Source organism: Aeribacillus sp. FSL K6-1121 (genome assembly GCF_038003725.1).
In the GTDB taxonomy this organism is placed as follows: Bacteria; Bacillota; Bacilli; order Bacillales; family Aeribacillaceae; genus Aeribacillus; species Aeribacillus composti.
Map to the genome: position 1 here is coordinate 400,272 of NZ_JBBOPS010000001.1, position 25,655 is coordinate 425,926.

Annotated in this window: 29 protein-coding genes and 1 other annotated feature; of the genes, 26 read left to right on the forward strand and 3 right to left on the reverse strand. The window is 39.2% G+C overall.

Going from position 1 to position 25,655, the window contains the following annotated elements; translation table 11 throughout:
* Window positions 1-131 precede the first annotated feature (131 nt).
* From NSQ61_RS01970 to NSQ61_RS02040, 15 genes are all read left to right on the forward strand, one after another.
* Entirely contained in the window at window positions 132-317 is a 186-nt protein-coding gene (locus NSQ61_RS01970; RefSeq protein ID WP_094246265.1) for a hypothetical protein, read from the forward strand.
* Between the two features lie 72 nt (window positions 318-389).
* Window positions 390-1,451 carry an AI-2E family transporter gene (locus NSQ61_RS01975; protein ID WP_339230370.1) on the forward strand — a complete coding sequence of 354 codons (1,062 nt, stop codon included), beginning with the start codon at window positions 390-392 and terminating at the stop codon, window positions 1,449-1,451.
* Between the two features lie 49 nt (window positions 1,452-1,500).
* Window positions 1,501-1,707, forward strand: a binding site (T-box leader).
* Between the two features lie 72 nt (window positions 1,708-1,779).
* On the forward strand, window positions 1,780-4,416 hold the full coding sequence (gene alaS / locus NSQ61_RS01980) for an alanine--tRNA ligase (RefSeq protein ID WP_340805774.1): 2,637 nt from the start codon (window positions 1,780-1,782) through the stop codon (window positions 4,414-4,416).
* A gap of 71 nt (window positions 4,417-4,487) precedes the next feature.
* Window positions 4,488-4,754, forward strand: a complete 267-nt coding sequence (locus NSQ61_RS01985) for an IreB family regulatory phosphoprotein (RefSeq protein ID WP_063387994.1) — start codon at window positions 4,488-4,490, stop codon at window positions 4,752-4,754.
* Between the two features lies 1 nt (window position 4,755).
* Window positions 4,756-5,172 carry a Holliday junction resolvase RuvX gene (ruvX, locus tag NSQ61_RS01990; RefSeq protein WP_063387995.1) on the forward strand — a complete coding sequence of 139 codons (417 nt, stop codon included), beginning with the start codon at window positions 4,756-4,758 and terminating at the stop codon, window positions 5,170-5,172.
* A 15-nt stretch (window positions 5,173-5,187) separates the two neighbouring features.
* Window positions 5,188-5,466 carry a DUF1292 domain-containing protein gene (locus NSQ61_RS01995; RefSeq protein ID WP_063387996.1) on the forward strand — a complete coding sequence of 93 codons (279 nt, stop codon included), beginning with the start codon at window positions 5,188-5,190 and terminating at the stop codon, window positions 5,464-5,466.
* A gap of 142 nt (window positions 5,467-5,608) precedes the next feature.
* On the forward strand, window positions 5,609-6,739 hold the full coding sequence (mltG, locus tag NSQ61_RS02000) for an endolytic transglycosylase MltG (RefSeq protein WP_339210150.1): 1,131 nt from the start codon (window positions 5,609-5,611) through the stop codon (window positions 6,737-6,739).
* 120 nt (window positions 6,740-6,859) lie between these two features.
* Complete coding sequence (locus NSQ61_RS02005) at window positions 6,860-7,510, forward strand: O-methyltransferase (RefSeq protein ID WP_063387998.1); 651 nt, start codon at window positions 6,860-6,862, stop codon at window positions 7,508-7,510.
* Window positions 7,507-8,436: a peptidase U32 family protein gene (locus NSQ61_RS02010; RefSeq protein WP_063387999.1), complete on the forward strand. Its 930-nt coding sequence runs from the start codon at window positions 7,507-7,509 to the stop codon at window positions 8,434-8,436. Before NSQ61_RS02005 ends, NSQ61_RS02010 begins: the two co-directional genes overlap by 4 nt.
* Window positions 8,437-8,460: 24 nt before the next feature.
* A complete protein-coding gene (locus NSQ61_RS02015) occupies window positions 8,461-9,732 on the forward strand; it encodes a peptidase U32 family protein (protein WP_066250540.1) in 1,272 nt (423 codons plus the stop codon).
* 195 nt (window positions 9,733-9,927) lie between these two features.
* A complete protein-coding gene (gene greA / locus NSQ61_RS02020) occupies window positions 9,928-10,404 on the forward strand; it encodes a transcription elongation factor GreA (protein ID WP_063388001.1) in 477 nt (158 codons plus the stop codon).
* Between the two features lie 69 nt (window positions 10,405-10,473).
* Entirely contained in the window at window positions 10,474-12,231 is a 1,758-nt protein-coding gene (locus NSQ61_RS02025) for a peptidoglycan D,D-transpeptidase FtsI family protein (protein WP_340805775.1), read from the forward strand.
* Between the two features lie 53 nt (window positions 12,232-12,284).
* Window positions 12,285-12,953 carry a YrrS family protein gene (locus tag NSQ61_RS02030; protein WP_339193136.1) on the forward strand — a complete coding sequence of 223 codons (669 nt, stop codon included), beginning with the start codon at window positions 12,285-12,287 and terminating at the stop codon, window positions 12,951-12,953.
* A gap of 109 nt (window positions 12,954-13,062) precedes the next feature.
* Complete coding sequence (gene mtnN / locus NSQ61_RS02035) at window positions 13,063-13,758, forward strand: 5'-methylthioadenosine/S-adenosylhomocysteine nucleosidase (protein ID WP_063388168.1); 696 nt, start codon at window positions 13,063-13,065, stop codon at window positions 13,756-13,758.
* Window positions 13,759-13,848: 90 nt separating this feature from the next.
* Complete coding sequence (locus NSQ61_RS02040) at window positions 13,849-14,082, forward strand: YrhC family protein (RefSeq protein ID WP_063388004.1); 234 nt, start codon at window positions 13,849-13,851, stop codon at window positions 14,080-14,082.
* A 460-nt stretch (window positions 14,083-14,542) separates the two neighbouring features.
* On the opposite strand, the gene sigK is transcribed toward NSQ61_RS02040, so the two are convergent.
* A complete protein-coding gene (sigK, locus tag NSQ61_RS02045; protein ID WP_063388005.1) occupies window positions 14,543-15,262 on the reverse strand; it encodes an RNA polymerase sporulation sigma factor SigK in 720 nt (239 codons plus the stop codon).
* Between the two features lie 277 nt (window positions 15,263-15,539).
* Window positions 15,540-15,680, reverse strand: a complete 141-nt coding sequence (locus tag NSQ61_RS02050) for a sporulation histidine kinase inhibitor Sda (protein ID WP_063388169.1) — start codon at window positions 15,678-15,680, stop codon at window positions 15,540-15,542.
* Window positions 15,681-15,997: 317 nt separating this feature from the next.
* Between NSQ61_RS02050 and NSQ61_RS02055 the strand changes: the two genes are divergently transcribed.
* From NSQ61_RS02055 to NSQ61_RS02090, 8 genes are read left to right on the forward strand one after another with little or no spacing between them, the layout of a single operon-like run.
* Window positions 15,998-16,513: a YqeG family HAD IIIA-type phosphatase gene (locus tag NSQ61_RS02055; RefSeq protein WP_063388006.1), complete on the forward strand. Its 516-nt coding sequence runs from the start codon at window positions 15,998-16,000 to the stop codon at window positions 16,511-16,513.
* Entirely contained in the window at window positions 16,513-17,619 is a 1,107-nt protein-coding gene (gene yqeH, locus NSQ61_RS02060) for a ribosome biogenesis GTPase YqeH (protein WP_066250545.1), read from the forward strand. The genes NSQ61_RS02055 and yqeH overlap by 1 nt, the downstream gene beginning before the upstream one ends.
* A 26-nt stretch (window positions 17,620-17,645) precedes the next feature.
* The gene (gene aroE, locus NSQ61_RS02065; RefSeq protein ID WP_066250548.1) at window positions 17,646-18,491 is read left to right on the forward strand and encodes a shikimate dehydrogenase; all 846 of its coding nucleotides are present in this window, start codon (window positions 17,646-17,648) and stop codon (window positions 18,489-18,491) included.
* Window positions 18,488-18,784 (forward strand): ribosome assembly RNA-binding protein YhbY, encoded by a 297-nt coding sequence (yhbY, locus tag NSQ61_RS02070; protein ID WP_063388009.1) that lies wholly within the window; start codon window positions 18,488-18,490, stop codon window positions 18,782-18,784. The genes aroE and yhbY overlap by 4 nt, the downstream gene beginning before the upstream one ends.
* A 22-nt stretch (window positions 18,785-18,806) precedes the next feature.
* Window positions 18,807-19,376, forward strand: coding sequence for a nicotinate-nucleotide adenylyltransferase (locus NSQ61_RS02075; RefSeq protein ID WP_066250550.1), 570 nt, complete (start codon window positions 18,807-18,809; stop codon window positions 19,374-19,376).
* Complete coding sequence (yqeK, locus tag NSQ61_RS02080; RefSeq protein WP_063388011.1) at window positions 19,366-19,926, forward strand: bis(5'-nucleosyl)-tetraphosphatase (symmetrical) YqeK; 561 nt, start codon at window positions 19,366-19,368, stop codon at window positions 19,924-19,926. The genes NSQ61_RS02075 and yqeK overlap by 11 nt, the downstream gene beginning before the upstream one ends.
* Window positions 19,927-19,939: 13 nt before the next feature.
* Window positions 19,940-20,293, forward strand: a complete 354-nt coding sequence (gene rsfS, locus NSQ61_RS02085; RefSeq protein ID WP_063388012.1) for a ribosome silencing factor — start codon at window positions 19,940-19,942, stop codon at window positions 20,291-20,293.
* On the forward strand, window positions 20,281-21,030 hold the full coding sequence (locus NSQ61_RS02090) for a class I SAM-dependent DNA methyltransferase (RefSeq protein ID WP_235600443.1): 750 nt from the start codon (window positions 20,281-20,283) through the stop codon (window positions 21,028-21,030). Before rsfS ends, NSQ61_RS02090 begins: the two co-directional genes overlap by 13 nt.
* A 72-nt stretch (window positions 21,031-21,102) precedes the next feature.
* Here the strand turns inward: NSQ61_RS02090 and comER are convergent, their stop codons facing one another.
* Window positions 21,103-21,927, reverse strand: coding sequence for a late competence protein ComER (gene comER / locus NSQ61_RS02095; RefSeq protein ID WP_340805776.1), 825 nt, complete (start codon window positions 21,925-21,927; stop codon window positions 21,103-21,105).
* A gap of 134 nt (window positions 21,928-22,061) precedes the next feature.
* Between comER and NSQ61_RS02100 the strand changes: the two genes are divergently transcribed.
* Genes NSQ61_RS02100 through NSQ61_RS02110 form a run of 3 tightly spaced genes read left to right on the forward strand, consistent with a single transcriptional unit; the run spans window position 22,062 to window position 25,641 of the window.
* A complete protein-coding gene (locus NSQ61_RS02100) occupies window positions 22,062-22,712 on the forward strand; it encodes a helix-hairpin-helix domain-containing protein (RefSeq protein ID WP_340805777.1) in 651 nt (216 codons plus the stop codon).
* Between the two features lie 33 nt (window positions 22,713-22,745).
* Window positions 22,746-23,306, forward strand: coding sequence for a ComE operon protein 2 (locus NSQ61_RS02105; RefSeq protein ID WP_063388016.1), 561 nt, complete (start codon window positions 22,746-22,748; stop codon window positions 23,304-23,306).
* A gap of 25 nt (window positions 23,307-23,331) precedes the next feature.
* Window positions 23,332-25,641 (forward strand): DNA internalization-related competence protein ComEC/Rec2, encoded by a 2,310-nt coding sequence (locus NSQ61_RS02110; protein WP_340805778.1) that lies wholly within the window; start codon window positions 23,332-23,334, stop codon window positions 25,639-25,641.
* The last annotated feature ends 14 nt before the right edge of the window (window positions 25,642-25,655 follow it).

Here is a 25,655-nt window from a genome sequence, read left to right on the forward strand (position 1 = left end):
TTAAGCATAAAAAAGCATGCTTTATAGAGACGTATAATTTTTTGGAAAATGGTAACAAATAGTAGTGTGCATAGCGAGAATATACCGGATTAATAAATAATTAAATAAATGAATAAAGAAGGTGTCCCTGTTTGTTAACATGTCCGAATTGTAAAAGCAAAGATATTGGAAAAATCGGAGTCAATCAGTATTATTGTTGGCATTGTTTTATTGAGCTTACCGTTACAAAAGGTATTATTCACACACATCAAGTAGAAGAAGACGGAACACTAAGTTCTTTAGATGACTTGTTTCCTGAAGAAGATCGTGCGATTTGAGGCGCCTAAAATGGGCGCCTTCATGCATATTTTCGTGAGCATTCCTCAAAATAAAAAGAGGAGGGATGCGGGATGAATGAGCGAGAGCGGAAATGGCTTTTCCGAATCATTTTTTTTCTCATTTTATCATTGTTTGTATATATGGTTCTTCAGCTAAAAGTCATTTGGTTTCCTATTTTCAAAATGTTAAAAGCTGTTTTAATTCCTTTTATGCTTTCCGTCTTCATTACCTACTTGCTTCATCCCGTAGTGGAAAAACTTTACCGTTCAGGTGTTCCAAGAACATGTTCGATTCTCATCATCTATTTTATTTTTTTCGGAGGAGTCGGTTTTAGCTTTTATAAAGGTGTCCCAATTTTTGTTGAACAAATGAAAGACCTTTCCGAAAATATCCCTATGTTTACAAAATATTACCAAAGCTGGACGGATAAAATTCATGACGGAACAACCAATTTACCTGGAGAAATTCATCATCGAATTGAATCTTTTATTGCTGGAATGGAAACATCCGTCGCTGCCTTTCTTGAACGGATGCTTTCAAGCATGAAGTCAATTATTGATTATGCTGTTATTATTGGTGTCATTCCCTTTCTCGTTTTTTATATGTTGAAAGATTATGAGAAAATGAAAAAGGCCATTTGGTACTTCACCCCGAAGAAATGGAGACGTGAAGGGAGACGTTTTTTAGAAAACGTCGATGAGTCGCTCGGAAGTTATTTGCGGGGGCAACTATTTGTTTGTTTTCTGATCGGGCTGGCGGCTTCGATTTTGTTTTGGCTGTTTAAAATTAAATATCCGTTAATTTTAGGGACGATTATCGGAATGACCAATATTATTCCTTATTTCGGTCCATTTATCGGGGCGGTTCCTGCTTTGATGGTCGCTGCAACGCTCTCCATTAACAAAATAATTGTAGTGCTTTTCATCATTTTTGGGCTGCAATTTATTGAAAGTAATATTCTTGGCCCTTTCATCGTTGGGAAAAGCCTGCATATGCATCCGATGGTGATTATTATGGCGCTCTTGGCGGGCGGAGAAATCGGCGGAGTGATCGGTTTAATTTTAGCTGTGCCTTTTATCACTGTTCTGAAAGAGATATTGCTGCATATCATCCGTCTGAGGAAAGCGCATTGACAAGCGATTTTTCCTTGTCTATAATTCGTGATAGACATGGAATAAGTGCATGAAAGCGATGACGAATCGAGTATGTTGCAGTCCATCTTAAAAGAGAGGGGCTTCCGAGGCTGAAAGAAGCTCTAGATGAAGGGCAACAGAACGCTAATTCTGAGTGCAGGCAAAACCTGACGAAATTGCCACGTTACGGCAAATGAAGGTGATGAGCAATTGGCTCATAATCAGGGTGGTACCGCGAGTAACTCTCGTCCCTGTGTAAATCAGAGCATTTACATAGGCGAGAGTTTTTATTTTGCGAGAAAAATGAAGACATTTTAGGAGGAATGCCATGAAAAAGCTCACTTCAGCACAAGTTCGTCAAATGTTTTTAGATTTTTTTAAGGAAAAAGGACATTCGGTTGAACCGAGCGCTTCTTTAATTCCGGTTGATGATCCGTCACTATTGTGGATCAACAGCGGTGTCGCAACATTGAAAAAATATTTTGACGGAAGGGTTGTTCCTGAAAATCCGAGAATTACTAACGCACAAAAATCAATCCGAACAAACGATATTGAAAATGTCGGAAAAACAGCGCGCCATCATACATTTTTCGAAATGCTCGGAAATTTCTCAATCGGCGACTATTTTAAAGAAGGAGCGATTGAATGGGCATGGGAATTTTTAACAAGCGAAAAATGGATTGGCTTCGACCCAAATAGATTATCAGTTACTATTCATCCGGAAGATGAAGAGGCGTATGACATTTGGAAAAATAAAATCGGGTTGCCGGAAGAACGAATTATCCGTTTGGAAGGGAATTTTTGGGATATTGGTGAAGGGCCAAGCGGACCAAATACTGAAATATTTTATGATCGTGGAGAAGAATTTGGAAACGATCCAAATGATCCGGAACTTTATCCCGGCGGTGAAAACGAACGCTATTTGGAAGTTTGGAATCTTGTTTTTTCTCAATTTAATCATAATCCTGATGGAACTTACACTCCTCTTCCAAAAAAGAATATTGATACAGGCATGGGCTTAGAGCGAATGGTTTCTGTCATTCAAAATGCGCCGACCAACTTTGACACAGATCTCTTTTTACCGATCATTCAAGCTACCGAAAAGATTTCAGGGGAAGCTTATCGAACCGACAAAGAGAAAGATGTCGCTTTTAAAGTGATTGCCGACCATATCCGCACGGTTACATTTGCTGTTGCAGACGGCGCGCTACCTTCTAATGAAGGCAGAGGGTATGTACTTCGCCGTCTTATCCGCAGAGCGGTTCGGTATGCAAAAACGATCAACATAGACCGCCCGTTTATGTATGAATTAGTTCCGGTTGTAGCGGAAATTATGAACGATTACTATCCGGAAGTAAAAGAAAAAGCATCCTTTGTTCAAAAGGTAATTAAAAATGAGGAAGAGCGTTTCCATGAGACTCTCCATGAAGGGCTTGCCATTTTAGCGGATGTAATCAAAAAGCAGAAAGAACAGGGTAGACGAATAATTCCAGGCGAAGATGTGTTTCGGCTTTACGACACATATGGTTTTCCAGTGGAATTGACGGAGGAATACGCACAAGATGAAGGCATGGAGCTGGATTATGAAGGCTTTGAACGAGAAATGGAGCATCAAAAAGAACGTGCAAGAAAAGCCAGACAGGATGTCGACTCGATGCAAGTGCAAAGCGGAATTCTTGTGGAATTAAAAGAGGAAAGCAAATTTGTCGGCTACAATACCCTAGAAGCAAATGCACGGGTGCTTGTGATCATAAAAGATGGGGAATTAGTCGATCAAGCCGAGAGCGGGGAAGAGGTCCAAATTATATTGGACGAGACGCCTTTTTATGCTGAAAGCGGAGGTCAAATTGCTGACAAAGGAATCATCAAAAATGATGATGTGGTCTTAAACGTAAAAGATGTGCAAAAAGCGCCGAACGGCCAACACTTGCACCGGGCTGTCATCGAAAAAGGCGTTTTGACAAAAGGAGCAGCAGTTTACGCTTCCGTTTGTGCAGAGTCTAGAAAATCCATCGTGAAAAATCATACAGCGACACATTTGCTGCACCAAGCGCTGAAGGACGTGCTGGGCGTACATGTCAACCAAGCTGGATCGCTTGTTGCTTCCGACCGTCTCCGTTTTGACTTTTCACATTTTGGACAAGTTTCAACAGAAGAGCTGGAAGAAATTGAACGAATTGTAAATGAGAAAATTTGGGAAAGCATTCCAGTCTCTATCGAGCACATGCCTCTTGACGAAGCGAAAGCGATGGGCGCGATGGCTTTATTTGGAGAAAAATACGGAAAAATTGTTCGCGTTGTTCAAGTAGGCGATTATTCGCTTGAGCTTTGCGGCGGATGCCATGTAACAAATACAGCGGAAATCGGACTGTTTAAGATTGTTTCCGAAACTGGAATTGGTGCAGGAACCCGCCGAATTGAAGCGGTGACAGGAAAAGAAGCGTACCGGTTTATGAATGAACAATATTTATTGTTAAAGGAAATTGGGGCAAAACTGAAAGCGAATGTAAAAAATCTGCCGGAGAGAATTGACAGTCTGCAGCAAGAAATAAAAGAACTACAGCGGGAAAACGAATCTCTTACGATGAAGCTTAGCAATCTGGAAGCGGGGAACATCGCTGAAAAAGCGGTAACGATCAACGGTGTAACAGTTCTTGCGGAAAAAGTTCAAGTGAAAGATATGAACAGATTGCGCGGCATGGTCGATGAACTGAAGCAAAAGCTCGGCTCGGCTATTGTTGTGCTAGCAACGGTATCAGACGGAAAAGTAAATTTAGCAGCCGGCATCACAAAAGACTTAGTTGACAAAGGGTTCCATGCTGGAAAATTAATTAAGGAAATTGCAAGCCGCTGTGGAGGCGGCGGCGGCGGAAGACCTGACATGGCTCAAGCGGGAGGAAAAAATCCTGAACGGTTAGCTGAAGCTCTTCGTTTTGTCGAAGACTGGGTGAAATCCGTTTCATAAATTCCATTCATAGTGTAAAATGGATGTAGACAAGCAGATTCGCTTTTTAGTCTAGGAAAGAGGTGCAAAAATTGAGTTCCTTCGATAAAACGATGAAGTTTAATTTTTCAGAAGAACCTGTTGAGACAAATGTCAAGGAAGTTCTAAGTGCCGTATACAATGCACTGGAAGAAAAGGGTTATAATCCGATCAATCAAATCGTCGGCTATTTGTTGTCCGGAGATCCTGCTTACATTCCTAGACATAACGGCGCACGCAATCTGATTAGAAAAATTGAACGAGATGAATTAATTGAAGAGCTTGTAAAATTTTATTTGAAAAACAACCGTGAGGAATAAAATGCGAATCATTGGGTTAGACTTAGGTTCAAAAACATTAGGAGTTGCGGTAAGCGATGAGCTGGGATGGACTGCTCAAGGTGTGGAAACGATCAGCATAAATGAAGATGAAGGCGAGTTCGGGATTCAAAGACTCTCTGAACTGATAAAGAAATACGAGGTAGAAAAAATAGTAGTCGGGTATCCGAAAAATATGAACGGCACCGTTGGACCAAGGGGAGAAGCAAGCGAGCGCTTTGCCGCGCTTTTGAAGGAGCAGTTTCAGCTTCCGGTCATTTTATGGGATGAGCGCCTTTCGACGATGGAAGCCGAAAGATTTCTCATTGAGGCGGATGTAAGCCGGCGAAAAAGACGGCAAGTCATTGATAAAATGGCTGCGGTGATTATTTTGCAAAGTTATTTGGACAGTCAACAATAAATTGAGGTGAAATAAGTGGAAGGTGAAAAACATATTACCGTTATTGATGAAAACGGTAATGAACAACTATACGAAATTTTGTTTACGTTTAATTCGGACGAATTTGACAAATCTTACGTTCTTTATTATCCGATCGGCATCGATGATGAGGAAGACGAAGATGGAATAGAAATTCATGCAGCAAGCTACATTCCCAATGAAGACGGTGAAGGTGGAAAGCTGGAGCCTGTGGAAACCGATGAAGAATGGGAAATGATCGAGGCCGTTTTAAATACATTTTTAGAAGAGGAATAAGCACCGTTTTGCGGTGCTTTTTTTGTTGAGGTGATTTACATCCAAATGAAAAAAACAATTTCTTCCTATAAAAAAATGGAGATTTTTGACGAATAAATGCGTGTATGTAGTATAATAATCGGGACGGAAGGAGGATGAATTGATGGCGGATTCGGATTCGAATAAGGAATTTTTGGATAAGAAACTCCAAGAAAAACTGCATATAGCGAAAATTGTTCGAAAAACTGTGTTAACTGTCCTGATTGCCTTTGTTGTTATATTTGCTGGAGTGATTGGCGGCGGGTATTTATATGTGCGATCTGCATTAAAGCCTGTTGATCCGGATAATAAGGAACCTGTAAAGGTACAAATTCCGATTGGATCTTCCGTATCGCAAATTGCTTCTATTTTAGAAAAAAATGACATCATTAAAAGTGCGATCGTGTTTAAATATTACGTGAAATTTAAAAATGAATCAGGGTTTCAAGCAGGAAATTATCAATTTAATCAATCGATGACGATTCAAGAAATCGTTGAACGCTTAAAAAAAGGCGAATTAATGGGAGAAGCAGCTATTAAATTGACGATCCCGGAAGGATTGCAACTATCAGAAATTGCTGACATCATCGCCAAACATACTCCCTATTCAAAAAAAGAAATTATGAACCAATTAACAAACCAACAGTTTATCAAACAAATGCAAAAAAAGTATCCTAATACAATAACAGATGACATTTTCAACAGACGTATAAAATATGCATTGGAAGGATATTTGTATCCGGCTACTTATTCGTTTTATGAGGAATCTCCTCCTTTGTCGGAAATCATTGAAACAATGATTAAAAAGACAGATGAAATGCTTGTTCCTTATAGAAACAAAATGAAAGAGCTGAGTCTTTCCACTCATCAATTTTTAACATTAGCGTCTTTAGTGGAGGAGGAAGCGACGGAAAAAGCCGACAGGGAAAAAATAGCCAGCGTTTTTTACAATCGTTTAGAAAAGAACATGCCTCTCCAGACAGATCCAACCGTTTTATATTCATTAGGAAAGCATAAGGAGCGCGTATACTATAAAGATTTAGAAGTCAATTCTCCCTATAACACATATAAAAATAAAGGACTTCCGCCGGGGCCGATTGCCAATGCTGGCAAGCAGTCACTAGATGCTGTAGCAAATCCTGCCGATACAAACTATTTTTATTTTCTCGCAACGAAAGAAGGGGAAGTTATATTTACGAAGACGTTGGATGAGCATAACAAAGAAAAAGCTAAGCATATTACGGAAAAGGATTAAAGGTTTGCGATTCGCATTCCTTTTTCTTTTATGTTAAAATATATCGAGCTAAAAAAACAAACTTGAAGAGTTCGAACAGAACTCTTCTTTGATTAAGGGAGTTTTTTAGGAGTGTCCATTTTGTCAAACAAAAAAATCGAGGAATATTTAGCAAATTTTTCTACTAACAAAGATGAAAAATTAGTTCAATTAGAAGCATATGCAAAAGAGCAGAAGGTGCCGATTATGGAAGAGCGGGCGCTGTCTGTCATGCTTCATATTTTAAAGCTCCATCAGCCGAACAAAATATTGGAAATTGGGGCGGCGATCGGCTATTCGGCGATTCGGATGGCAAAAGCGCTGCCGAACACAAAAATTGTAACGATTGAAATAGATCCTCATCGATTTGAACTAGCGGAACAAAATATTCGAGCTTGCGGTCTTGAAAATCAAATTACCATTTATCACGGTGATGCTCTAGAAATCGTACAGGAAGTCAAGCTTGACGGCCCGTTTGATGCGCTCTTTATCGATGCAAGCAAAGGGCAATATAAACGTTTTTTTCAAGCATATGAACCTTTGCTGTCAAAAAGAGCGGTCGTTTTTTCGGATAATGTTCTTTTTAAAGGACTAGTCGCTGAAGAAATGATAGAATCAAAAAGGTTAAAATCTTTAGCGAAGAAAATTAAAGAATATAATGAATGGCTAATGAATCAGTCCGAATGGGATACCGTTATTATTCCGATAGGCGACGGATTAGCCTTCAGTATAAAAAGGGGTGAAGGGGAATGAAAAAACCCGAACTGCTCGTCACACCTGTAAATGTCAAAAATATTGAGAGCCTTTGCAAAGCTGGCGCAGATGCTTTTATCATCGGCGAACAGCGTTATGGCTTAAGGCTTGCAGGGGAATTTCATCGAAAAGATGTATTAGATGCGATTGACCTTGCCCATCAATATGGAAAAAAAGTATACGTTGCAATGAATGCAATTTTTCATAATGATAAAGTAGACGAGCTTGCAGATTATGTAAAATTTGTTCATAATGCGAAGGCAGATGCGATTGTATTCGGTGATCCAGCTGTGTTAATGACTGTTAGGGAAGTTGCTCCGGAGATGAAGCTCCATTGGAATACGGAAACAACCGCGACCAACTGGTATGCATGCAACTATTGGGGAAGGAAAGGCGCCAAGCGTGCAGTACTAGCTCGGGAGTTAAGCATGGAAGCTGTCATTGAAACGAAAGAGCATGCAGAAGTGGAAATAGAAGTCCAAGTCCACGGAATGACGTGCATGTTTCAGTCCAAAAGATCTCTTATCGGCAATTATTTTGAATATCGTGGGAAAGCGATGGAAATTCACAATTATAAATACGGCAAAAATATGTTTTTGCATGATAAAGAGAGAAATAACAAATATCCAATTTTTGAGGATGAAAATGGAACCCATATTATGAGTCCGAATGATATTTGCATCATTGACGAGCTGGAGGAACTGGTTGATGCAGGAATTGATTCTTTTAAAATAGATGGCGTGCTGAAAACTCCGGAATATATTGTAGAAGTGACGAAAAAGTATCGAAAGGCGATCGATTTATGCGCTGAGGATCGAGAGCAATATGAAAATGTTAAAGACAAGCTGTACGCTGAAATTGAGGAAATACAGCCGCCAAACCGCCCGTTGGATACAGGATTTTTCTTTAAAGAGACCGTTTATTAAAAAAACGTTAAAGGAGGAGTTCGCATGCCGGTTGTGAAAGATAAAATTTCAACAATTATCAACGGTAAAAGGGTCATAACGAAAAAACCTGAACTTCTTGCACCTGCCGGAAATTTGGAGAAATTAAAAATCGCCGTCATGTACGGTGCTGACGCCGTCTTCATTGGCGGACAAGAGTACGGCTTGCGTTCCAATGCCGATAATTTCTCCATTGAGGAAATTAAAGAAGGAGTTCAATTTGCTAATCAGTACGGGGCAAAAATATATGTGACGACAAACATTTATGCACATAATGAAAACATTCCTGGACTCGATCAATATTTAAAAGCGCTAGAAGACGCGGGAGTGGCAGGGGTCATTGTCGCAGATCCCCTCATTATTGAAACGTGCAGAAAGGTAGCTCCAAAATTGGAAGTCCACTTAAGCACTCAGCAATCCCTTTCGAATTGGAAAGCTGTCCAATTTTGGAAGGAGGAAGGTTTGGAGCGGGTCGTTCTAGCACGGGAAACGAGCGCTGAAGAAATTAGAGAAATAAAAGAAAAAGTAGATATTGAAATCGAAACGTTTATTCACGGTGCGATGTGCATTGCCTATTCAGGCCGCTGCACATTAAGCAATCATATGACAGCGCGAGATTCAAACAGAGGAGGATGCTGTCAGTCCTGCCGGTGGGATTATGATTTATATGAATATTATAAAGGCAAAGAAGTGCCTATGTTTGATGAGCAAGACTCTCCATTTGCAATGAGCGCTAAAGACTTAAAATTGGTTGAGTCGATTCCGAAAATGATTGAAATGGGGATCGACAGCTTGAAAATTGAAGGCCGCATGAAATCCATTCACTATGTTGCAACTGTTGTCAGTGTATATCGCAAAGTCATTGATGCATACTGCGCCGATCCCGATCATTTTGTCATGAAACAGGAATGGCTGGAAGAATTGGATAAATGCGCGAACAGAGAAACGGCTCCTGCCTTTTTTGAAGGAGTGCCTGGTTATCAAGAGCAATTATTTGGCACTCACAGCAAAAAAACAGCATACGACTTTGTCGGGCTTGTGCTTGACTGGAATCCAGAAACGAAAATGGTGACATTGCAGCAAAGAAACCATTTCAGACCTGGTGACGAAGTAGAATTTTTCGGTCCGCAAATTGACAATTTTCGCATTGTCATCGATAAAATTTGGGATGAAGATGGAAATGAATTGGATGCAGCAAGACATCCTTTGCAAATAATCCGCTTCAAGTGCGAGCATCCGCTATATCCGTATAATATGATGAGAAAAGAGACAAGATAGGGGAAGAATCTGGATTTTTTTATAAAAAAGCAAAACGTTTCTTGAACTGCCGATTATTTTGTAATAACATATCATAGATAAATATTTCCTTCTATAACTATGTTATAAAAGATTCTTTTCTGTCGAAAGAACGGCAGAAAAGTTCTTTCATTTTTTAGGAACCATTAGGGGGATATAAAGAAAAGGAGGACTATTATGGCGGAAGAAAAGGTATTTCCTATGACGAAAGCTGGGAAAGAAAAACTTGAACAAGAACTTGAGTATTTAAAAACGGTAAAGCGAAAAGAAGTTGTAGAACGAATAAAAGTGGCAAGATCATTTGGCGACCTATCAGAAAACTCTGAATATGATTCAGCAAAAGAAGAGCAAGCTTTTGTAGAAGGACGCATTACAACGCTCGAAAATATGATTCGCAATGCGAAAATTATTGAAGAAGACACAGAAAATAAAACAACTGTTTCACTTGGAAAATCTGTTACGTTTATTGAATTGCCTGATGGAGAAGAAGAAACTTATACAATTGTCGGAAGTGCAGAAGCAGATCCTTTCGAAGGGAAAATTTCCAATGATTCTCCGATGGCTAAAAGCCTGCTCGGCCGTCAAGTAGGGGAAGAAGTTGTAGTTCAGACGCCTGGCGGCGATATGACAGTCAAAATTGTACGTGTTGATTAATGTTGATAGCCTTTAATATAGTTTAAGATGTGCGCACCTCGTCGAAAATATAAGACGAGGTGTTTTTTTATGAATAAGCGAATAAAATATATAGGCGTCTTCATCATTTTGTTAATGGGTGTTCTCATATATAGACTTGCGCAAATTCAACTGCTTGAAACCGAGTCATTTTCAGAACAAGATGTCAATTTGATGAAAGAAAGCGTCAAACAGAGGACACAAGAAGTAATTATAGATGATGGGCGGGGTCGATTTATTGATCGTGAAAATAAACCTTTGAACGAAACATATTTGCCTACGCTCGTTTTATTTCCATTTCTGAAAAATTATCAATGGCCGATCGATCAATTGGCGGCAGCCATTTCTGTTCGCAAGGATGAAATCGAACAATTATTGAAAGGAACGAAAAATGAACCTATTTTGTTGAATAAAGAAAAAGGATTTCAACTTGATGAACAGGATATAAAAGCCATCAATAAGTTAAAAATTCCGGGAGTATTCGGCATCTTTATGAAAACAGAGCAATCAGACAATATTGCTTCCCATCTTATTGGGATGACAAGCGAAAATGAAACAGAATGGAAAAAAAGATACCCTGACAAAGAGATCACGTCATTAAGTCCTGAAGTAGGCGTGACTGGACTGGAGGAGGCGTTTGATGAATTTTTGCAGCCGGAAGATGCGTCAAGACTTTTATATCATGTTGATGGTCTCGGCAGGCCTCTTTTCGGCGTCAATGTAAAATATATTGCCGATTCCAATCCATTTTACCCAATTGCCGTTCAAACAACGATTGACAAACATTTGCAAGAAAAAGCTGAACAAATTTTAACAAAACATCAAATAAATGAAGGCGGCCTCGTTCTGTTAGACATTGAAAACAGCGAAGTAGTTGCAATGGCCTCCAAACCGGATCTGGACCGGAATGATCCAAAAACATATGAAAATAAAATACTTTCGGCAATGTTTCCTGGTTCTGTTTTTAAAACCGTTATCGCTGCAGCAGCGATCGACACAAACATGATCAAACCGGAAAGAACATTTAATTGTGACCGGAATGTCTACGGCCAAACAGAAAAAGAGGAAGAAAAGCGGGCTGGAACGCTTACGTTTGAAGAAAGCTTTGCGAAAAGCTGCAATTATGCGTTTGCTACGATAGGTCAGGAATTAATACAAAAAAAGAGCAATATAATTGAAGAATACGCAGAAAAGCTTGGCCTTCTCAGCTTCTCAGGCTGGTCGGGAAAAGTATACCATTACGATCAATTTAAACAATTTCCAAGGGAGCAAAGAGGAACGATTTGGGGAGATGACAGCGACAAAAAGTCAGCAAAGGCCATCGCACAAACCTCCATCGGACAAAAAAATGTAAAGGTTACTCCTCTAGCTGTCGCGAATATGATGGCTACAATTGCTCGCGGAGGAGAAAAAAGAGAAGTGAAAGTCGTGGATAAAATTTTATATAAAAACGGAGAAACGATGTATACATTCAAGAACCATTTGATGAAAGGAGAAAAAATTTCCCCTGCAACATCATCAAAATTAACGGATCTCCTGCTTCAAGTAGTCGCTCATCCTGATGGAACCGGCAGAGCGTTTCAAAGCTTGCCTGTTAAAGTAGCCGGCAAATCAGGCACTGCCGAAACGGGAACATTGAACGACAATGGAAAAAAATTATATCATAAATGGTTTGCCGGTTTTTTTCCTGCTGAACATCCGAAATATGCCTTAGTTGTTGTTGATATGAACAAAACGAGCGGTGGAGCAAAGACAAATGATGTTTTTTACGAAATGGTTGAACAGATTTATAATGTTAATGAAGAATAAAGTATGTTAAAATAATAACTCAAAGATTGGAGAAACAAAGGAGTTGACGGGGAATGGCGGGTTCTCGTTATGAAATTCGGGATAAAAAACGAAAAACGAATTTGATTTTAAATATTTTAATTGGAATTGTCGCCTTACTCATCCTCGTTATTGCTTCTCAGCTTTTTTTGGGAGGCGGTACTGAACAAGCGAATTCCAACAGTGAACAACAAAAAGAGCAATCAAGCTCATCTAAAAATATCGAAGAAGAGACAGTTGAACAATCTAACGATCAGCAGGAAGAAGAAAAAGCAGCTGAACGGAATGAAAGTAATGAAATTAAGGAGGAAGAGGACGAAAATACACAATCAGCAAATGAAGAAAAGGAATCGAGCGATGATCCTTTTGAAGGTGCAACAGTAACTGAAGGAGAAGCGGGTTCCGATGTTGAACAAATCATTGAAAATCCAAATTGGAAGCCGATCGGAACAGTCCAGACAGGTGAGCACGTTACGACTTATAAAAAGTCATCTGTAGATTGGAAGGAAATGGAAAAAGCATTAAGCTATGCAACAGGTGTTTCTCTTGAAAATATGCAGACCCTTTGGATCGGCAATAACGGAAGCCCGAATGATGCGAAAGGAACGATTCAAAACAAAGCAGACGGAAAAAAATATAGAGTATCCATTACATGGATAGACGGAGAGGGCTGGAAACCGACTAGAGTTGAAGTATTAAAATAGACTGAAAAACAAAAAAGACCCTCATGTGTAAAAAGCTGACTGTCAAACACTTGAGGGATCTTTTTTTATGATTTTTATAGCTATTCATGATAGAAAGGAATGTTGGAATATGAAAATTGCAATCATTGGTGCAATGGAAGAAGAAGTTCGCATCCTGCGCGAGAAATTGGATTGTACAAAAGAAGAGGAGATTGCAGGCTGCAGTTTTATGATTGGAAAATACAATCAAACTGATACGATTTTATTAAAATCAGGAATTGGAAAAGTGAATGCAGCCGTAAGCACCACTTTGCTGCTGGAGCGATATCAGCCGGATTATGTGATCAATACCGGCTCCGCCGGAGGATTTCATGAGTCTTTAAACGTAGGGGATGTTGTCATATCCACAGAGGTTCGCCATCATGATGTAGATGTGACGGCTTTTGGGTATGAATATGGTCAAGTTCCCGGGCTTCCTCCATCCTTTAAGGCCGATGAAAAACTGATTGAAATCGCTGAAAGAAAAGCAAAAGACATTTCAGGAATTCAGACGGTAAAAGGGGCGATCGCAACGGGGGATTCTTTTATGAACGACCCCGATAAAGTAGCTTTTGTCCGGTCTAAATTCAGCCATTTGTACGCTGTTGAGATGGAAGCTGCTGCTGTCGCGCAAGTGTGCTACAAATTTCAAACGCCTTTTGTCATCATCCGGGCGCTCTCAGATATCGCCGGAAAAGAGTCGAACATTTCTTTTGAACAATTTTTAGACAAAGCGGCTTTCAATTCATCGGAATTGGTTCTGAAAATGATTGAAGAACTAAGTTGAATGTAAATGGAAACTATTACAAGCCTATTAGCCCGAATCGATATGTTATTCTTTTATAATATAGAATAACTAATTCGATTAGGTGATATCATGGAGGAGAAAAAATTAAAAGAATTAATAGAAGACTATAAACATTTTGCTCTCGTTCTGCTAGCTGTCGGAACCTTTTTATACATCGGAATATGGATTCCTAATCATTCACCTCGGACCAATATACAAGAAATAATGCTAATCGGAACTTCAACGATGATGTTAGCCAGCTCTATTCTATTTTTTAAATTGTCATCGAAATATCAAAAAAAGCTTGATAAGTTGCAATCTTAATCATTTCTTGAAAAAGGGCTCCAAAAAGTCAGTATAGCTGACTCTTTTGAGCCCCTCTTTTTTGATAAAACATTAGGTGAATGAAGGCGGCATTGCTCTGTTTCATATGAAAACAGCAACTAGCGCTGCAATAAAGGCTGCCTTTTTACAGATTGAAAGCAGTTGTAATGGGCTCTCAACCGTAACGTTCGCATCCTGTCAAATCATGTTACCACCATTTTACGTCAAACAGCGGATTCGCTTTCTGCGATTTTTATTAATCGGTCAATTTTGAGATTCGTTTTTATATCTCGATTTGCGCCAATGCGCTGGAAAACCTGTAGCAAGGTTAATTTTGAGTTTTATGGGATGTCACATATCGGAAAGCCACTTTAAAATGAATTTTGCAGATATACGCGAGTAAATCATTCAGGAACTCTCGCAAATTTCGCACAAAATCTCGTTGAAAATGCTTTTCCTTTTATTCTTTTGACATCTTTTTTTCTTTTTCATTTCGGTAAAACTCATGAAACATTTTCATAAGTGCCCTTTTTTCGATTCTGGAAACATAACTTCTCGAAATGCCGAGCTCTTTTGCAATTTCACGCTGCGTTTTTTCCTGCTGCGTATTCAATCCAAACCGCCCGATAATGACTTCTTTTTCTCTTTCGTCTAGAATCGATAAATATTTCTTAATTTTTTCCAGCTCCATATTCAATTGAATCGTGTCGATAATATCTTCATTTTCTGATTTTAGCACATCTATTAAACTGATTTCGTTTCCTTCTTTATCTTGGCCAATAGGATCGTGTAGGGAAACATCTTTTTTTGTTTTTTTTAAGGAACGGAGATGCATTAAAATTTCATTTTCAATGCATCTTGCGGCATATGTAGCAAGCTTTGTCCCTTTGTTTTCGGAATAGCTTTCAATCGCTTTAATTAAACCAATTGTGCCGATGGATATGAGATCTTCCGAGTCTTCACCTGTATTTTCAAATTTTTTGACAATATGAGCGACAAGGCGCAAATTATGTTCAATTAATATATTTCTTGCTTCGTCATTTCCTTCGGCCATCAGGCGGAGATATTTTTTTTCTTCATTTGGGGAAAGCGGTTGAGGGAAAGCATTGTTTTTTACATATGAAACGAGAAAAACCAATTCTTTTATAAAATAGCTTAGTGCAGTCAAAATTCCAGACATGTTTTTCACCCCCGCATTACGTATTATTAAATTGTATGTGATTGCGGCTTTGTCCTTGTATGTCCTTCATGAAAAAGGGGAAAGAGTATGGAAAACAGCTGAGTTTTAGTTATAATGAGACAGTGAAGAAAAATGGATTGGTATCGGAGATCATCAGTTGAAAGGTATTAAGTCATTGTGGATTGACATCAACGATTATCTGTTAAAGGAGTTTAGCGGCTGTGGAACATGCAGCCATGCGCCGGGGGTAGGTTTTTAAGCAAAAAAAAAGACACCGCTAAGACGATGCTTTTAATAAGTGAGAGAGCGAGCGGCGCTTTATTTCCAATTCTATTAATTCGATGAATTCTTTGCTAAGCCTCATTTCGGTTGCTTTATAGTAAGATTCAATTAAAAATTCGTCCGATAAATTTTTCATAGAAGCGATCATGTTATGGAGAAAGCACCTCCTTTATTTATTACCATAAATTTACCATGTTTTTTAATAGAGAACAACCGTTCTGTTATCCACAGCCTTCGGTGGAAAAGCTGTGGGTAGTTTGTTTATATACTTTAGTAAAGATTGATATGAATAGGTGGATATTGTGTATAAAATTATCCACAGCTGTTGAATATGTTAAAAAATTGTCGAATTTTTTTTGTGAAAACAATATTGTTTTGAAAGTAAACTCGAAATTCGGTATGATGAAAAATAGTTTAACAGTAGTCTATTTATTGAATTAAGAGGTGTTCAATTTGCTGAAAAGGTTTTTGCCCGGAGAATATGCGAAAAGCGTTTTTCATATTTATCCTCATTTTTTAAAGGAAAAAGGTATAAAAGGTATTATTACCGATTTAGATAATACTTTAGTAGAATGGGACAGGCCGAACGCAACTCCGAAATTGAAAAATTGGTTTGAAATGATGGAACAGAACGGGATTAAAGTGACAATTGTTTCAAATAATAACGAAAAACGCGTCCGTTCGTTTTCTGAACCGCTGAATATTCCGTTCATTTCGAAAGCGGGAAAACCCCGTGCAAAAGCGTTTAAAAAAGCGGCTGAGCAGATGGGGCTGAAAAAAGAAGAAGTTGTTGTGATCGGCGACCAGCTGCTGACAGATGTTCTCGGAGGGAATCTCTGCGGTTTTCATACGATTTTAGTTGTGCCTGTATCGTCTACTGACGGCTTTTGGACCCGGATCAACAGGAAAATTGAAAGGAAAATTTTAAAATTGTTAAAACAGAAAGGCATGCTGCATTGGGAGGAGTGATGAGTTTGGATGAGAAGGTTTGCGTCGGGTGCGGAGTAAAAATTCAAACGGAAGATCCATCTGAAATTGGATATGCTCCAAAAGCTGCTCTTGAGAAAGAACAGCCGATCTGCCAAAGGTGTTTTCGGCTGAAACATTATAACGAAATTCAAGATGTCTCGTTAACAAATGAGGACTTTTTAAAAATTTTGCACGGCATTGGCAATACGAAAGCTCTTGTTGTGAAGGTTGTCGACATTTTTGACTTTAACGGAAGCTGGATCAACGGCATACAGCGTTTTATCGGCTACAATCCAGTCATTTTAATCGGCAATAAAGCTGATCTCCTTCCAAAATCGGTGAAAAAAGAAAAGGTTATTCGTTGGATGAAGAGAGAAGCAAAAGAGTATGGATTAACGCCATTGGATGTGCTTTTAATCAGCTCAGAAAAGGGACATGGCATTAAAGAAGCGGCAGAGCAAATAGATCATTATCGCAACGGAGAAAACGTGTATGTTGTTGGATGTACAAATGTTGGGAAATCAACTTTTATTAATCGAATCTTGAAGGAGGTTACGGGAGAAGGGGATATCATTACAACTTCCCATTATCCCGGCACAACGCTCAATCTAATTGAAATTCCGTTAGATGACGGCGCAGTTTTATACGATACACCAGGCATTATCAATGATCATCAGATGGCGCACTTTATTGATAAGCGCGACCTAAAGCTTCTATCGCCGAAAAAAGAAATTAAGCCTAGAGTGTTCCAGTTAAATGAAAGGCAAACTTTATACTTCGGCGGATTGGCAAGACTGGATTATATAAAGGGAGGACGTTCCTCCATTGTGTGCTATATTCCGAACAGCATTGACATTCATCGAACAAAACTGGAGAAGGCGGATCATTTATATGCAACACATTTAGGGGAGCTTTTAACCCCTCCTAGAAAAGAAGCAGTCGAATCCTTTCCAGAACTTGTCCCGCACGAATTCACTATAAATGGAAAAAAGAAAGATATCGTGTTTTCAGGTCTTGGATGGGTAACGATCCACGATGGACCGAAAAGAGTTGTTGCTTATGCACCTAAAGATGTACATGTGGGCGTCCGTCATTCATTAATATAAAAACAAAAAGGTGGAGAGGATTTCAAATGGAGCAAGTTTACGGAGTAATAGGCGACCCGATCGGTCATTCGCTTTCCCCTCTCATTCATAACGATGCTTTCGATTACTTAAATATGAATGCCCGCTATCACGCATTTCAAGTAAAAGGGGAAGAGCTTGAACAAGCGGTAAAAGGGATGAAGGCTCTTGGCATAAAGGGGTTTAATGTAACGGTTCCGCATAAAGTGTCAATCATTCCTTTTCTTGATGAGTTGGATGAATCGGCTCAATTGCTTCACGCGGTAAATACAGTAAAAAACGAAGACGGGAGATTAATCGGTTTTAACACAGACGGATACGGATTTTACCTGTCATTGAAAGAGCATATTGACAATACCAATCCCCGAGATTTAAAAGTGCTGCTGATCGGGGCGGGCGGAGCCGCTCGGGCGATCTATACAACGCTGGCGAAAGAAGGCTTTGCGTTCATTGATATTGTAAACAGAACAGCAGAGCGGGCTCATCTGTTAAAGGAAAACTGCAGCTATGAGACAAAAGGAAACGTTTATTCATTCCAACAACTCGATCAAACGTCCAATGAATATGATGTCATCATTCAAACGACATCCATCGGGATGAAGCCGAATATCGAAGAAAAGCCGATTGAATTAACCGGACGCGTTCACGGCGGAACTGTCGTTGCTGATATCATTTATAATCCGCTGAAAACGATGTTATTAAAAGAGGCTGAAAAGCTGGGCCTTAAAACTGTTGACGGAGTAGGAATGTTTGTTTATCAAGGGGCATGTGCGTTTCAAATATGGACGAATGTGGAACCTGATGTCAGTCGAATGAAAAAGCTCGTATATGAAAAATTAGGAGGAAAATCATGACTTTAACTGGAAAACAAAAACGTTTTTTACGCTCTCTTGCACATCATCTGAACCCGATTTTCCAAATTGGAAAGGGCGGAGTAAATTCAAATTTGCTTCAGCAGGTGAACGATTGTTTAGAAGCAAGAGAGCTCATAAAAGTGAACGTGCTGAAAAATTGTGATGAAGACAAAGCAGCAGTTGCTCAAGCACTTGTTGATGGGACAAATGCCCATCTCGTCCAAATCATCGGAAATGTCATTGTTTTATATAAAGAATCAAAAGAAAAAAAACAAATCATTTTGCCTGAATAAACGAACGGATGGTGCGGAAAAATTGGGTAAAATCGGAATTTTTGGGGGGACATTTGACCCGCCCCATAACGGACATTTATTAATGGCCAATGAGGTTCTTCATTCTCTTAATCTGGACAAAATATGGTTTATGCCGAACAATATTCCACCCCATAAACAAAAGGAGCCGGTGACAGAAACACACCACCGGGTAAATATGCTGAAAAGAGCAATTGAAGGAAATCCATTTTTTCAAGTCCAATTAATTGAACTTGAAAGAGAGGGTCCGTCTTTTACGTATGACACAGTGAAAATATTGAAAGAAAGATATCCAAACGAAGAATTTTATTTTATTATTGGATCAGATATGATTGAAAATTTGCCTCATTGGCATCGAATAGAGGAATTGATGGATATGGTGCAATTTGTCGGCGTGAAACGTAACGGATACTCGAATGAGAGCACATTTTTCGTAAAAGAGGTGGAAGTTCCTCAGTTTGATGTTTCCTCTACAATGATCAGAGAGCGATTGAAAAACGGACAAGCGGTGGACTATCTTCTGCCCAAAAAAGTTATTCAATATATAGGGGAGAATCGATTATATGGAACGTGAAAAAGCGTTAGCAGTTGTGGAAAAGGCGATAACGAAACAGCGTTATCAACATACTTTAGGCGTAATGGAGACAGCCATCAGTTTGGCAAAGCGGTACGGCGCCGATGTGAAAAAGGCAGAATTAGCAGCTATTTTTCATGATTATGCCAAATTTCGGCCAAAAGATGAAATGAGAAAAATTATTATTGAACAAAATATGCCGAAGGACTTGCTGGAATATAATACAGAACTTTGGCATGCACCTGTTGGCGCCTATTTAGTCGAGAAGGAAGTCGGCATTTCTGATAAAGAAATTTTAGATGCGATCCGCTACCATACATCCGGAAGAGAAAACATGACTCTTCTTGAAAAAGTGATTTATTTAGCTGATTATATTGAACCGGGTAGAAGCTTCCCCGGAGTCGATGAAGTCAGGGAATTGGCACAAAAAGATTTAAATGAAGCGCTCGTTCAGTCGATATCCAATACGATTGCATTTTTAATGAAGAAAAAGCAGCCGATTTACCCTGAAACGTTTAAAACTTATAATGCGCTCGTAATGAAAAATTGAAGGAGTGAAGTGGATGAATTCGCGTGATATTCTAGCTTTAACTGTTAAAGCAGGCAGCGATAAAAAAGCAGAAGATATCGTAGTATTAAACATGCAAGGAATCTCTCTAATAGCTGATTATTTTATGATATGCCATGCGAATAACGAAAAAAATGTGCAAGCAATTGCCAGAGAAATGAAAGAGAAAGCAGAGGAAAACGGAATTCCCGTCAAGCGTCTCGAAGGGTTTGACGAGGCAAAATGGGTTCTCATTGATTTAGGAGATGTCGTTGCTCATGTTTTCCATAGGGATGAAAGAAGCTATTATAATTTAGAAAAATTATGGGGAGATGCTCCGCGCGAAGAAGTGAGCGAGTGGTTAGCTTGATTTATAAGCATTTTGCATCTGTGTACGACCGATTAATGAAAGATGTTCCTTATGATGAATGGGCGCAATTTTTGCATCAAGCGATTCAACGATATGGAAACGGCGGGAACCGGGTGCTAGATTTAGCTTGTGGAACAGGAGAAATATCGTATAGGATGGCTGAGCTTGGGTATGAGCTAACAGGTGTCGATCTCTCCGGAGAAATGCTCGCCGTTGCCCAGGAAAAGATGATGAAAAAAGGGTTTGATGCGCTCTTTATTGAACAAGATATGAGGGAGCTTAAAGGCTACAAGCCTTTTGATGCGGTGTTATTAAATTGCGATTCCATCAACTACTTGCTGAAGGAAGAGGATGTGGTCAAAACGTTTCAAGCCGTATACGACCACTTGAACCGAAACGGCTTATTTCTGTTTGATGCCCATTCTGTTCATAAAATGGAGAAAATATTTAAACATGCTGTATTCGCTGATAATGATGAGGATGTCAGCTATATTTGGAAATGCTTTGACGGTGAATATCCAAACAGTGTCATTCATGAATTAACCTTCTTTGTGAACAATGGAACGGATTATGTACGGTTGGATGAAGACCATTATCAAAGAACTTTTTCAATTTCTGAGTACCGACATATGTTGGAAAAGTGCGGCTTTACGATCGTTGACATAACGGATGGAATTTTTCAAAGCCCGGACATCGAGCAGGCGGAACGAATATTTTATATTGCGAAAAAAAGTTGAAACCATCGAATGTAATTTTTTTTCGATGGTTTTTTTCATTTTAGCAGGAATTTTCATGAGCCCTGCAGAATATTATTCATTGTCAAATTGATGCCTCACTTTTTGTAAATCTTCATCAAATTTTGCATGGGTGCTTTGAAATAAATGATGAAACATGTCGCCTAGTTCATTTTCAAGCACTTTAATCCCCTCTCCGGTAACTCCCCCTTTTACGTGCACTTTTTCCTGCAATGTCGGAAGCGTGTAATACCCGCTTTCAAGCAGCTTGCCTATGCCGATCATCATCTCGTTTGCTAATTGAACCGCATCCTCTTTCGAAATGTCTGTTTCCGCCGCAGCAGCTTCAATAAATTTTTGTAGCAAAAAGCTGAAAAAAGCCGGTCCGCAGCTGACGATATCAGATGCAACACGGGTAATGTTATTTTCTATTAAGATTGGCTTTGATATTTTTTCAAACATGGAAAGAATGATATTTCTTGTATGTTCGCTGCATCTATTTCCAAATGTCAGCAAAGCAGCTCCCGCTTTAGCCCTGTTTGTTATGCTTGGTATGACTCGGGCTACTTGGCATGGAACAGCCGATTCGATTTGCTCGACTGAAATCGGGCTCGTAATGGAAATTAAACATTGATGTTCTTGTAAACAAGTTTTCAGTTCCTTTAAAAGGGGGTGTATATCTAAAGGCTTAACGCATAGAAATATGAAATCGCTTTGATGAACGACCTCTATACTTGATGTACAAACATGTATTTCAGGATATTTCCGTTTGATGGCATATGCCTTTTGAATCGTTCTATTCGTTATAAACAACGATGAGGGTGTTGATACTTTTGCCTCGCAAAAAGCTTCAATGAGAATACGCCCCATATTGCCGGTTCCTATAAACCCTATTTTCACTTTTCACCCCTCCTTTTTTTAACATTGTTCTCCTACACGATATGTTCTGCTGCCTTATTTTATGAATGAATATTTAGAAAGGGGAATTCATGTGTATGAACCATTTCCTTTTTATAAAAAAGTATGGGGTTTTTTTGTTAATCATTTTCGCTGCCATTTTGTTTTTTATCATCAACAACTGGCGTGATTCAAACGAGATCGAAGTTTCCGATGAACCATTGCTGGAAACGGATGAACGAACGCCGATGCAAAAAAGCAGAGAAGATGATGACGAAGAAGAGAATGAGCACCGTAACGAACAGACGACGATGATTTTTATTGATGTAAAGGGGGCTGTTCGTAAGCCTGGTGTTTATGAATTGCCGTCATCCAGCAGGGTGTTTGAAGCAATCGAAAAAGCTGGAGGAATGAATGACCAGGCAGACGGAAATCGTGTGAATCTTGCCAGAAAGCTAACAGACGGTATGGTTGTTTATGTGCCAAAGCTAGGCGAAAAAATTGACGAAAATGCTCTTATGGATGAAAGCGGCGCAAATGCTGATGCTTTACAAAGACCGCAAGAGAAAGAAAAAATCAATATTAATACGGCGACAAAGGAAGAGCTGCAAAAATTAACGGGAATCGGCCCTGCAAAAGCGGAAGCAATTATCGCACACCGTGAAGAAAACGGGCCGTTTCAAAAAGAAGAGGATTTATTGGAGGTTACCGGTATAGGAGAAAAAACGTTTGAAAAGATCAAAAATGAGATTAGCGTTGACGAACATGAAGACTTGTCGATAAACTGAAAAAGAATGTTTACAAAATTCGGAGGGGTAAAAGTGGATCGAATTTCTTGGAATCATTATTTCATGGCGCAAAGCCATTTGCTTGCGCTGAGAAGCACATGTACAAGACTTGCTGTCGGTGCTACGATTGTCCGCGATAAACGGATTATTGCGGGGGGATATAACGGCTCGATCGCAGGAGGAGTTCACTGTATTGATGAAGGCTGCTATGTGATTGATAACCATTGTGTTCGAACGATCCATGCGGAGATGAATGCGATATTGCAATGCGCCAAATTTGGAGTGGCAACAGCAGGAGCGGAAATTTACGTCACGCATTTTCCATGCTTAGCTTGCACAAAAGCGATTATTCAAGCGGGTATTCAAAGTGTATACTATGCAAAAGATTACAAAAATCATCCATATGCAATGGAATTATTTGAACAAGCAGGTGTTCATATAGAAAAAGTCGCATTCGATGAAACGACTTTGGATTTAAAAAATGAAGAAAAGCGCGAATATGTTGAGCAGCTTTTAAATGCTTTAAAACATCTCGGCGTATCAGAAACGGACTTGAAAAAATGGAATGAACAAGCCCGTCAACTTTTCGGCTGATCTAATCGAAAAGGAGGTTATTTTTTTGAGAGGCCAGTGGGCATATGTCGCGATTTCCGCATTGTTGGCGATTGTTTCCGCTACCTCTTTTCCTTCCCTTCTTCCTTTTTTCATTTTTGCTGCACTTCTTTTTTTCTTATGGCTTCAACATAAAAGGAAATTAGCTTTCATCGTTGCTTGCTCGTTTTTGTTCATGCTTCCATATTTTCATTGGTATGATCAACAAAATAAAACAAATTATCACGAAGGCATGTTATCAGCAAAAGGAAAGGTAATCTCCTCTCCTGAAATCGACGGGGATCTGATGACATTTGCGGTCGAGACGAATCAGGGAGAAAAGCTGACGGCCCGTTATACATTGAAAACAAAACAAGAGATGAAAAGTACAAATAATATACGGCCAGGTGATATATGCAATTTTTCAGGAAAGCTTGAAAAACCGAAAAATAACACAAATGAAAATGCGTTTAATTATAAGCGCTATTTGTATTTTCAGCAAATCCACTGGCTGTATAAGCTCGACAAAATCGGGCATTGTACATATAAGCCGTCATGGAAAGATCATTTGGAAAATTACCGGCAAAAAATGATTGAATGGATTCATCATAAATTTCCAGAAAAAACAGCCGGCTTCGTCCTTGCTTTGACGGTAGGCTATCAGAACAATATTCCAGAAGAAGATCTTGCCGCTTATCGAAAGCTAGGGATTGTTCATATTCTTTCGATTTCAGGTCTTCACGTAAGCATATTAATCGCCTCACTTTACATCTTCCTTTTGCGGCTGGGCATTTCAAAAGAACAAACCATTATGATTTTGATTTGCTTCCTCCCCTTTTATGCATTGTTAACAGGAGGTGCTCCGCCTGTCGTCCGCGCCTCTCTTATGGCAGCGCTGATCATGGGAGGAACACTTTTTAAACAAAATATGCCCCTTTCTGATTCAATCTCATTCAGCTTTCTTCTCATGACATTTCTTGACCCGTATGAAGTTTTTCATCTTGGATTTCAGCTTTCTTACGCAGTCACATTTTCGCTAATTTTATCAAGACAAATCTTTCAAAAATGCAGGAATTCATTGCAATTGTTGGCAGCAGTTTCATTTGTTGCCCAAACTGCTTCACTGCCGATTATATGCTACTATTTTTATCAATTTTCTCTATTGAGCTTTATCATGAATATTATGTTTGTGCCGCTATACACGTTCTTTTTGCTGCCGCTTACCATGATCACCCTCATTTTAACCGTAATTTCTTCTTCCATCGGTTCAATATTTGTTTCCCTTCTTCACACTTCTTTTACTTTGTCGTCCAAAACAGCATTATTTTTCAGTAATTTGCCTTTTTTCATGATAACAACTGGAAAACCGACTGTTTATTTATTTTTGCTGCAATGCGTCATTTTTATTGCTGTTTTCTTTCAAATGGAGCATAAGCCGATGAAAAAATGGGGAAAACCGATATTGTGCAGCAGCTTGCTCACTGCATTGCTTTTGATAGCAGGGAAAATGACCATGCCGGGAGAAGTAACAGTTCTTGATGTCGGACAAGGAGACAGCATTTTTATTAGAGAGCCCGGCTTAGGTAACAGTTATTTAATTGATACAGGAGGAATGGCTGTATTTGAAAAAGAAAGCTGGCAGATGCGAAAAAAACCGTTTTCCATCGCATTGGACGTCCTGATCCCTTATTTACAGTCGAAAGGGGTAGAGGAAATTGAAATTTTGTTTTTAACTCATGGAGACTATGACCATATCGGCGAGTCATTAACCTTAATCAAACAATTTCGAGTAAACAAATTGGTTATTCCAAAATATTTTTCCAGAGAAGAGCTGGAAAAGCAAATAGTAAAAGAAGCGAAAAATCGAGGAATTGAAATATTTGAATTAGAAGCAGGAGATCGGATCACAGGCAGAACAGCTTTCCACGTTCTCTCTCCTTTCACAAAATCGGATTCTAAAAATAATGATTCTCTCGTCCTCATGGCAAAAATAGGCGGGTTGCGCTGGCTGTTTACCGGTGATCTTGAAGAAAGCGGAGAGCGGCACATGATTAAACAATATCCAAAAATGACTGCGGATGTGGTCAAAATCGGGCATCATGGAAGCAGAACTTCGACTAGCGATATATTTTTACAAACAATTGATCCGAAGATCGGGGTCATTTCAGCAGGAAGAAACAATCGTTTCGGACATCCTCATCAAGAAGTATTGAATCGATTAAAAAAACAAAACGTATCCATTTTTCGTACAGATCAACTGGGTGCTGTCCAATACAAATATCGAAAGTCTCAAGGAACCTTTTTATTCTACCCGCCATACGATACATTAACAAAATAGGGCAGTTTTGACAG